This window comes from Aliiglaciecola lipolytica E3 (assembly GCF_000314975.1).
In the GTDB taxonomy this organism is placed as follows: Bacteria; Pseudomonadota; Gammaproteobacteria; order Enterobacterales; family Alteromonadaceae; genus Aliiglaciecola; species Aliiglaciecola lipolytica.
Map to the genome: position 1 here is coordinate 185,161 of NZ_BAEN01000038.1, position 9,188 is coordinate 194,348.

11 protein-coding genes are annotated in these 9,188 nt (G+C 41.1%); 8 read left to right on the top strand and 3 right to left on the bottom strand.

The features are described 5' to 3' along the window. Window positions 1-2 precede the first annotated feature (2 nt). From GLIP_RS10070 to GLIP_RS10090, 5 genes are all read left to right on the top strand, one after another. A complete protein-coding gene (locus GLIP_RS10070; protein ID WP_008844515.1) occupies window positions 3-461 on the top strand; it encodes a hypothetical protein in 459 nt (152 codons plus the stop codon). 89 nt (window positions 462-550) lie between these two features. Beyond that, entirely contained in the window at window positions 551-1,060 is a 510-nt protein-coding gene (locus GLIP_RS10075; RefSeq protein ID WP_008844516.1) for a glycine zipper 2TM domain-containing protein, read from the top strand. Window positions 1,061-1,102: 42 nt separating this feature from the next. Continuing rightward, window positions 1,103-1,381 (top strand): PepSY domain-containing protein, encoded by a 279-nt coding sequence (locus tag GLIP_RS10080; protein ID WP_008844517.1) that lies wholly within the window; start codon window positions 1,103-1,105, stop codon window positions 1,379-1,381. Beyond that, entirely contained in the window at window positions 1,381-2,055 is a 675-nt protein-coding gene (locus tag GLIP_RS10085; protein WP_008844518.1) for a response regulator transcription factor, read from the top strand. Before GLIP_RS10080 ends, GLIP_RS10085 begins: the two co-directional genes overlap by 1 nt. Then, entirely contained in the window at window positions 2,052-3,377 is a 1,326-nt protein-coding gene (locus GLIP_RS10090; RefSeq protein ID WP_008844519.1) for an ATP-binding protein, read from the top strand. The genes GLIP_RS10085 and GLIP_RS10090 overlap by 4 nt, the downstream gene beginning before the upstream one ends. Here GLIP_RS10090 and GLIP_RS10095 read toward each other — a convergent pair. After that, window positions 3,358-4,455 carry an AI-2E family transporter gene (locus tag GLIP_RS10095; RefSeq protein ID WP_008844520.1) on the bottom strand — a complete coding sequence of 366 codons (1,098 nt, stop codon included), beginning with the start codon at window positions 4,453-4,455 and terminating at the stop codon, window positions 3,358-3,360. The genes GLIP_RS10090 and GLIP_RS10095 overlap by 20 nt on opposite strands. Before the next feature lie 112 nt (window positions 4,456-4,567). Here GLIP_RS10095 and folX point away from each other — a divergent pair, with 112 nt between their 5' ends. After that, window positions 4,568-4,933, top strand: a complete 366-nt coding sequence (gene folX, locus GLIP_RS10100; protein WP_008844521.1) for a dihydroneopterin triphosphate 2'-epimerase — start codon at window positions 4,568-4,570, stop codon at window positions 4,931-4,933. 44 nt (window positions 4,934-4,977) lie between these two features. On the opposite strand, the gene GLIP_RS10105 is transcribed toward folX, so the two are convergent. Together GLIP_RS10105 and GLIP_RS10110 are read right to left on the bottom strand one after the other, a co-directional pair. Further along, a complete protein-coding gene (locus GLIP_RS10105; RefSeq protein ID WP_008844522.1) occupies window positions 4,978-7,491 on the bottom strand; it encodes an ABC transporter permease in 2,514 nt (837 codons plus the stop codon). Window positions 7,492-7,493: 2 nt separating this feature from the next. After that, entirely contained in the window at window positions 7,494-8,195 is a 702-nt protein-coding gene (locus tag GLIP_RS10110; protein WP_040522569.1) for an ABC transporter ATP-binding protein, read from the bottom strand. Window positions 8,196-8,217: 22 nt separating this feature from the next. On the opposite strand from GLIP_RS10110, the gene GLIP_RS10115 reads away from it, so the two are divergent. Beyond that, window positions 8,218-8,877 carry an arylesterase gene (locus GLIP_RS10115; RefSeq protein ID WP_226992207.1) on the top strand — a complete coding sequence of 220 codons (660 nt, stop codon included), beginning with the start codon at window positions 8,218-8,220 and terminating at the stop codon, window positions 8,875-8,877. Between the two features lie 95 nt (window positions 8,878-8,972). Further along, window positions 8,973-9,152, top strand: a complete 180-nt coding sequence (locus GLIP_RS10120; RefSeq protein ID WP_008844525.1) for a hypothetical protein — start codon at window positions 8,973-8,975, stop codon at window positions 9,150-9,152. Window positions 9,153-9,188 lie beyond the last annotated feature (36 nt).

Sequence of the window (9,188 nt, forward strand, 5' to 3'; positions counted from 1 at the left end):
TGATGAAAAGTACACAAACATTCACAGTTAAATTAGTAAAAAGAGCAATGTTACTGGTGGTTGTTGCACTCAGTGTGACGGCCTGTAGTCAATTGTTTTCCATGAAAATTGTACGTTATGCCGACAAAGAAAGTTATCAGGCAAGCGCTCAAACACTCGACTCTGTGGATAGAGCTTTTTATGCAGCCCTGCATCTTGGGGATTGGGTTTATCAGGGGTCTAATACTTCTTTTGGGGAAGTAAGAGCCTTTATTAAAATTCCCAAAAGCCTAGATTTAGCCAAAGAAGTACAAGAACAGTATTTACAGCAAATCATCTGCCCTAGCGCCGAGAATATTGATCTATGGTACCAATTAAAAAATATTGATTTAGAAATTCATATTTTCACCCAGAACCGAAATAGCACGATATCAGCCACCTGCATTAACCCTTACAATTCGGTCAACAGCCAACAAGTCTAATTAACCTTAACTGAAGGATAAGTTTTAGTTCAGTTATAGTTCAGATTGTCTCTCCTATTATGATCACAAGATTACAAAGGAGAGACAGCATGTTAAATCTAAAAAACATCTCATTAGTTACCTTAACATTCGCTTTATTTGCAGGACAGGCATCGGCAAAGGCCCGCTATGACTATGCTAGAGTGGTTCATGTTAAACCCGTTTATCAATACGTCACGGTCAATCAACCTATCGAACAGTGTTATCCGGTTAAACGCACAATTCGCCATAACACAGACCATCGTCAGCGAGCGCATTCAACAATTGCCGGGGCTGTTATTGGCGGTGTTATTGGTAATGCCATTGGTGATAATCGCGCGAGTACAGTAACCGGCGCAATCATAGGAGGCGCTATTGGTAATCATTCACAAGGACCACATTACAGTACTCACGTTACTCAACATTGCGAAACCGTGTATGAATCAACAAAAAAAGTAAGAAAAATCAGAGGTTATAACGTAAAATATCGCTACCAAGGTGAATCTTACAAAACCTTTATGCACCAGCATCCAGGGAATACGGTGAAAGTCCGTGTGAAAGTGTCACCTTATAGACATTAAAGAATCAATTATTTTTAAACGCCGAAAAGTCAGGAACCGATTTTGATTGCGAACACAAAAAGTAAGTTGATTTTATTGATACTGGCATTTGCCCTATGTTTTGGTGGGCAGGTGTCAGCTCAAGAAAAATCAAAAGACAACATTGATAAAGCACAGGCCGCCCAAAAAGCCCAGCAGAAAGTCAGTGGTCGTGTATTGCGAGTTGATCAAAGTAAAAATGCTTACAAAGTGAAAGTCTTACAAAAAACTGGGCGTGTTGTGACGGTAGACGTAGACAAACGTTCTGGTCGAGTGACTAAACAACGTAGTAGAGATAAATAATGCGCATTCTAGTAGTAGAAGATGATAGTCGACTGTTAACCCAGCTTGATCAGTTGTTACAAAACAACGGTTACAGTGTAGATCTAGCCGATGACGGCGCCAAGGCTAGTTATTTGTTGTCCGAGCATCCCTATGATTTAGCGATAGTTGACATAGGACTCCCCATTATCGACGGTTTTGACGTCATCAAAAATGCCCGTAAAAACAATGTAACCTGCCCTATCTTGATTCTTACTGCTCGTGATCGTTGGCAAGAAAAAGTAGAAGGTCTCGATGCTGGCGCTGATGATTATCTAACGAAACCTTTCCACAACGAAGAGTTGTTAGCGCGTGCTAAAGCGCTCATTCGGAGATCGTCAGGACAAGCAAATCCGCTAATTGAAAAAGGCCCAATCACCTTAGATACTACTGCTGAAGAAGTCACCGTTGAAGGTCAGCCTTTAGAACTAACAGCTTATGAATACAAGGTATTAGAATACTTATTTTTAAACCCGCAAAAAATTGTCTCTAAGACTGAGTTAACCGAACATATATACGATCAAGATTTTGATTTAGATAGCAATGTAATCGAAGTTTTTGTAGGGCGATTACGTAAAAAGCTTGACCCTCAAGGTACTTATAAACCCATAGAGACCTTACGTGGGCGCGGGTACCGTATAAATCGAGAACTATGATTAAATTATCATTGCGCCTCAGAAGTTTTGCCGCTGCGCTACTGGCATTACTTCTATTTATTCCGTTAAGTGCAATGACATTAGAACAAGCTTTCACCCGCAGTCTTAGCCAGTCAATGCTCGAACAACTTCGGGTGCAAAGCCTTACTCTGATTTCTGAATTTGAAATGGGTGACGGCGTGCCAGACATGCCAGAACAACTTTTCAATGATAAGCTGAATATCCCTGGCTCTGGTTTATATGCGTTTATAAAAATAAATCAACAAATAGTTTGGAAATCGCTTTCCACCTTAAATTGGTCAGAACAGCCCCAGCTAGATGCCCCTATTATTGGTGAAGAAATATTTCTACCTGACTTCAGCTTATCGTCTGACTATTTCATGTACGCCTATACAGCTGAATTCGAAGGTAGCGACAATTTTGTTCCTGTGAGTTTTTTTATTGTGCAAGATAAACTCACTTTTGAAAAAGAACGAGACGCGTTTTCTAACACATTATGGTACTGGCTTGGTTTCTTAGCGTTATTGCTGCTTGTTGTTTTGATAGGTAGTTTGAATATGGCATTGAGTCCAATTAACACCTTAATTGGACAAATAAAGAAAACAGAAGAAGGCGATATCGAACGGTTACAAGAAACTTACCCGCCCGAACTTGAAAAGCTCAAGCGTAGCATCAACCATTTGTTAGACACTGAACAACAACAACGAAGCCGCTATAAAAATAGCCTTAGCGATCTTGCCCATAGTTTAAAGACGCCATTAGCTGTGCTAACTGGAAACCCTAACCTGCCAAGGTCTGCCAACGAACCGTTAACACAAATTGATAATATTATTCAGCGCCAACTAAAGCGCGCTGTTGCTGGTGCGGGTAGTGGCTGGGATCAGGCCCAAACAATATTGCCTATTGTCAAAAAATTGCAATCGGCCATGCGCAAAGTTCATGCAGACAAACACTTATCGATTAGCATAGATATAGATGAAAGCGTTCAATTTAGAGGTGATCAAACCGATTTAATGGAGTTGTTGGGAAATCTAATGGATAACGCCTGTAAGGCTGCTAAATCAACCGTTATGGTGTCTGCAATGCAAACCAACAAGATGTTACGTATCACTGTTGAAGACGATGGCCAAGGAATAGAGCCTCAACATCGAGAGGCGCTATTGCACAGAGGAAAAAGACTCGATAGTTATCAAGAAGGCCAAGGAATTGGCATGGCAGTGGTGACCGACCTAATTTCTGCATACCACGGAAAAATGGAAATTTCTGACTCCACCTTAGGCGGAGCCAAAATAGACATGACCTTTACTCGGGTAGTTGATTAGTATCGGTTTTATTTCTTCCCTGCCCCATTTCTTGCTCTTCCACAATATCCGGAATATCTTCACTGTCCAGCAAGATTGCAATCCATTTTGTGTCTTCATTCGATTCAAGGGCAATTTTAACGATCATGGTCAAAGGAACGGACAATAACATTCCCACTGTACCCAATAACCACCCCCAGAAAATCAACGATAAGAACACCACCAACGTGGATAGTCCTAGACCGCGGCCTAAAAATCTAGGCTCAACGACATTACCCATAACCGTGTTAGTGACCACATAACCGATTGCGGTTAATCCTGCCACACCAGGACCCAGTTGTACCAAAGCCAACAGCACCGCTGGCACCGCCGCAATAATTGAACCTATATTTGGAATATAATTTAATAAAAACGCCAGCACGGCCCACAACATAAAGTGATCTAAACCTAAAAAGTATAACCACAAGCCAATAATTGTACCTGTGCCGATACTGACGATGGTTTTAATCACCAAATAATTTTTAACAGAGATTAAGAACTTATCAATCTGTTGAATTTTCATGGTCGGATCATCTAATGCGATATGCACTTTTTTGGGTACAGAATCGGCTTCAAATAACATAAATACCACGGTTAGAATAATCAATAAAAAGTTGGTCAGCACACCACCGAAGCTGGTGAGCAGGTTTGTGGCCATACTCATTGCGATGCCAGGATCTAGATAAGAAACTAATAAATCACTATTAACTTCTATTGAAAATTGGCTTTCAAGCTTATTCGTAACCCACAACAACTCGTCACTCAATTGCTGTTTATACTGGGGAATATTTTCACGGAATTCAGCCATGGAGTTACCCACCAAACCTGCTAACATAAATCCAAAAATGACAATTAGCAGTATGACTAATATTACCGACAACCAACGAGGCACTTTATATCGAGAGGCCCAGTGAATGATTGGATGACACGCCATCGCAATAAAGATCGAAAGTAAAAAAGGAACGACTATTGTACTGGCAGATTTGATGCCAGCTAAAATAACAACAATACTGGCTAACACTAATATTGCTTTAATCGCTGTGGGCGACTTGGTATCCATTTAGGCTCACATTAGATTATTTGAAGTTGGCCCACAAACTAGCAGATAATAAGCGTATTGAAAACACAACAGTTAAACAACATATCGCGATATTTTAAGGAAATAACCGTACATGAAGCTGAATCCAGCCACAATAAGAATTAAAAATCTAAGACTACGCACTTATATTGGTATAAACGAGGATGAAATAGTCAATAAGCAGGATGTCATCGTTAATGTAAAAATTCATTACAATGCGCAACAAGCAACTGATTCTGACGATATGGAAGACGCGCTAAACTATAAAGTCATCACTAAACGAATTATAAAACTAGTGGAAGATAACCGGTTTTCGTTGCTGGAAAAGCTCACTTCAGATGTATTAGAAATTGCCGCGGAACATCCGTGGGTTATATACGCAGAAGCAGAAGTAGACAAACCCCACGCATTGCGTTTTTCTGATTCAGTCTCATTGTGCTTATCTTGTACAAAATCTTGATACAAAAAAAAGGGCGTCTTTGCGCCCTCTCTTCTGAGATTGGATTAGACCATTTTTCTGAGTAACTGACTCGTATTCAGGGTTAATAATCGCCAACAACCCGCTGCGCCCAACAACCCAACTGTAATTGCACCAACCAATGGCGCTATTAGCCAGTATTCAAAATGCAATTTTCCTTGCATCTGGAAGATTTGTGATTGTAATAGGTATAGCGTCAGTTCATTGGCAAACGCTGCCATTAATCCTGCTACTGCGCCAATAATCAAAAACTCGTAGATGACACTGGCGCGAATTAAACTACCTTTGGCTCCCAGGGTGCGCAATATAGCGAGTTCTTGAAGTCGTTCGTCCATGCTTGCCTGTACCTGTGCTATTAACACTAACGAGCCAGCGATGAGTACTAAGACTAAAATAAACTCAACCGCCACCGAGACTTGATCGACAATTTCCCGCAATTGATTAATTCTGGCATCAACATCAAACAAGGTCACACTGGAAAAAGGTTGCATCAATTCTGCAATTTTTGCCTTGTTATCGGTCGCCACATGGAAGCTGGTAATATAGGTTGGTAAAAACGCTTCCATTGCCTCAGGCTGCAATACAAAAAAGAAATTGGGTTGCATGGTTTGCCAATTTACACTTCGTAAGCTGGTTACGGTGACAGTGATAACTTCACTACCAATATTAAATGTCAGTTTGTCGTTTAATTTAATATTTAGCCTTTCCGCAATTCGTTCTTCTACAGACACACCAAAATCATCACCTTCTTGCCATTTATCTAGCCACTGACCAGCAATGATTTTGTTTTCTTTCTGCAGTTGATTGCTCCAAGTTAAGTTAGCCTCGCGCCCTAAACCATTTCGGCCATCGTCTTTTTTCTCGTCTTCTTTAGTAACTGCCGTTCGAATTGTTTCATCATTTATAGATACAAACCGAGCTCTAACCACAGGATAAAACACGTCCGTTTTAACCCCCAACTGGTTAAAATGCTCATTCAAAGCAGGACGCTGTTGTTCAGTGATGTTTGACATGAAATAGTTAGGCGTGCCTTGAGGTAATTGGTCTTGCCATTGGGAGACCATATCGTTACGCATAACCAAAACCACTAACAGTAACATGATAGTGACAGAGAAACTAATAAGCTGCACACTGTTGTCCATTGCGCGTCGCCGTATTCGAGCCCAGGCAAGTTGCCAAGCCCCCATTTTCCCCTGCCCGAGCTTCCGTCCTACAGCAATTAATCCATAGGTAATAATCAGTAATGCACTTACCAATACAATACCTGAAACGAAAAGGATTAGACTTATTTTCAAATTCTGACTATATGCCCACATAAGCAATAAAATAGCCGTGCCTGTTGCTGAGAACTGCAGAACCCGTGAACTCATACCGGCGCCTAAATCTCGTCTAAGCACACGCAGAGGTGGCACAGAGAATAGTTTTAAGAGCGGATAAAGTGAGAATAACACCGCACAAATTGTACCGGTAAAAACGGCAATAATTAACGGTCGCCAGTGCCAAACATCCAATGAAACCGTCACTTTATCTGCCACGGCTAGTACAACTAAATGCTGGATAACAAAACCGACCAAGGTACCTAGTAGAATGCCTAAAATTGTGATGAATGTAATTTGATACAAATACACGCGCTGCACTAGTTTTTTGCTAGCACCTAGCGTTTTCATGATAGCAACGGGATCATAGTGTCGCTGACTATAGCGCTGTGCAGCAACAGCAATTGATACGGCAGCTAACACTATTGCCAATAAACTGGCGAGTAGAAAATACTGTTCTGCGCGTCCTACGGAACGTCCTAATCGAGAGTCATCATCTTCTACTGACTCCCAATCGTGAATTTCACGATCCAACTGTGGACGTAACCATTGATAGTAGTCATCTAGATCACTATTTTCACCTACAAAAAAATAGGTATAGTCGATTCGGCTGCCAGGCCCTGTAATGTTAGTCGCAGCTAAATCGTTTATTCCAATTAATACTTTCGGATTGCCACCAAAAACGCTAAATCCAGAATCTGGTACATCCGTAATGATACGAGTTAAATTAAACTCTTTATCGCCGACTTCAATTTTGTCGCCAAGTTTTAATCCTAGCTTTTGTAGTAATAACGATTCAGCCCACGCCTCTCCCGGGCCAGGCAACGAATCGGTGACATCTCCTAAACCAAAAAGCTCGGTTGAGGTCTTCAACTCTCCCTTCAGGGGGTATCCACTCGCAGCAGCGCGTAAACTTGTCAAAGTCATTTGCTCATTTCCGAACACCATCGACCGCGCATACACTTGTTGTGTAGTTTGTAGACCCATTTCTTTAGCTTTATCAATCCACGCAGGATCGACCGGTTTACCTGACTCTAACAACCTATCAGCAGCGATGAACTCAGCAGATTTAGCAGTCAAGGCACTTTGCAAACGTTCACTAAACAAAGATAACGATAAAACCGCTGCAACAGATAATACGATGGCAAACAAAATGATTGTTAGTTCGCCGCGTTTTGCCTCATGCTTAAATAAACGCCAAGCTAAATTAAAACCGTATTTCATGTTTAACCAGCCTGTTGTTGTGCAGTTTGTGTATTTTGTTCAGTGATTTCGGTCAGTACACCAGCCTGCATATTCAGTTGTCGCTGACAATGCTTAGCTAATACAGGATCATGAGTCACGAGCACTAGTGTGGTATCTGAATTGCGATTCAATTCAAATAAAAGTGATTCCACCTTTTCACTATTAGCCGCATCAAGATTTCCCGTAGGCTCATCAGCAAACAGAATTTTAGGCTTAGTTATAAATGCTCTGGCAATGGCTACTCGCTGCTGTTCGCCACCTGACAATTGGTTAGGGTAATGGTTACCCCGATGGCCTAACCCGACTTTTTCTAAAATCTGTTGGCCCAGTTGTTTAGCATTGTCCATGCCGGCGATTTCTGCAGGAAGCATAATATTTTCAAGTGCAGTCAAACTTTGCACTAGCATAAAGCTTTGAAATATAAATCCGACTTTTTCGCCTCGAATTCTGGCTCGTTGTTCTTCGTCCATAGAATGTAAAGGCGAGCCGGCTAACAAAATCTCGCCGTCAGAGACTTGATCTAGCCCGGCAAGCAGACTGAGCAAAGTAGATTTACCGGAGCCTGACGCACCTACTATGGCAACCGACTCACCTTCCTTGACATTAAAGCTAATTGGTTGAAGGATCTGAAGTTCACCTTCACTCGTACTTACTACTTTAGTGATTTGTTTGGTTTCTATCATTACATTTGGAGTTGTTGTCATAGTGCACTTATGGTTTAAAAGTAACAGAATAAGTCTGTTAAATATTGGGTTTCTATTTATACTTTTAGTGAGTTTTTCAGATCACTTGCAAGCCCAGCAAGCAGAAAATCCACAATCAGCAAAAGTACTTATCTTGGGTGATAGCCTAAGCGCTGCTTATGGTCTAACGCAAGAACAAGGTTGGGTTAGTTTGTTACATAATGCGTGGAAAAACCAAGACATAAGCGTTGTAAACGCCGCAATTAGCGGTGAAACGACAGATGGCGCATTAGCTAGGCTTCCCAGATTATTAAAACAGCATTCACCGACACATCTGTATATTGAATTGGGTGGTAATGATGGATTGCAAGGTCATCCGGTAAAAAAAATGCAAAACAACCTACAGTCAATGATTGATATTGCGCAAAAAACAGGCATTGAAGTGATATTACAACAAATGCAAATACCGACAAATTATGGCCGTCGTTATAATCAAATGTTTACTGAGATGTACTCGAATCTGTCGATTGAGAACAAGCTGCCATTAATACCCTTCTTCTTGCAAGACATAGCCCTTAACAAAGAGTTAATGCAAGGAGATGGAATTCATCCGAATTTAGAAGCCCAGCCGTTAATTGCAGATTTTATGCAGCAACAACTTGAGCCTTTAATTAAAAACTAATCTACGCCGCGAAATAATTTACTCATAGTAGTGATGCAGATTGAATCAATATGTACTATATTTAGTTGAATCTATCGGCAACGAGGTAAGTTAAAATGGAAGTAGGTTCTTCATCTAGTAGCACTGCAGCCCAAGCTGCGCCACAACAACAAGCGAGGCAAGTTGACACACAACAACGCCAAGCAGAACTGGAGTCTCCTAGGCAGTCTTCAACCACTGAAAACAATCCTACTCCGGACTCTCGCGTAGGTTCAGTAATTAATACACAAGCCTGATTTCCAGCGGAAAATAAAATCGATTAACATAAAAAA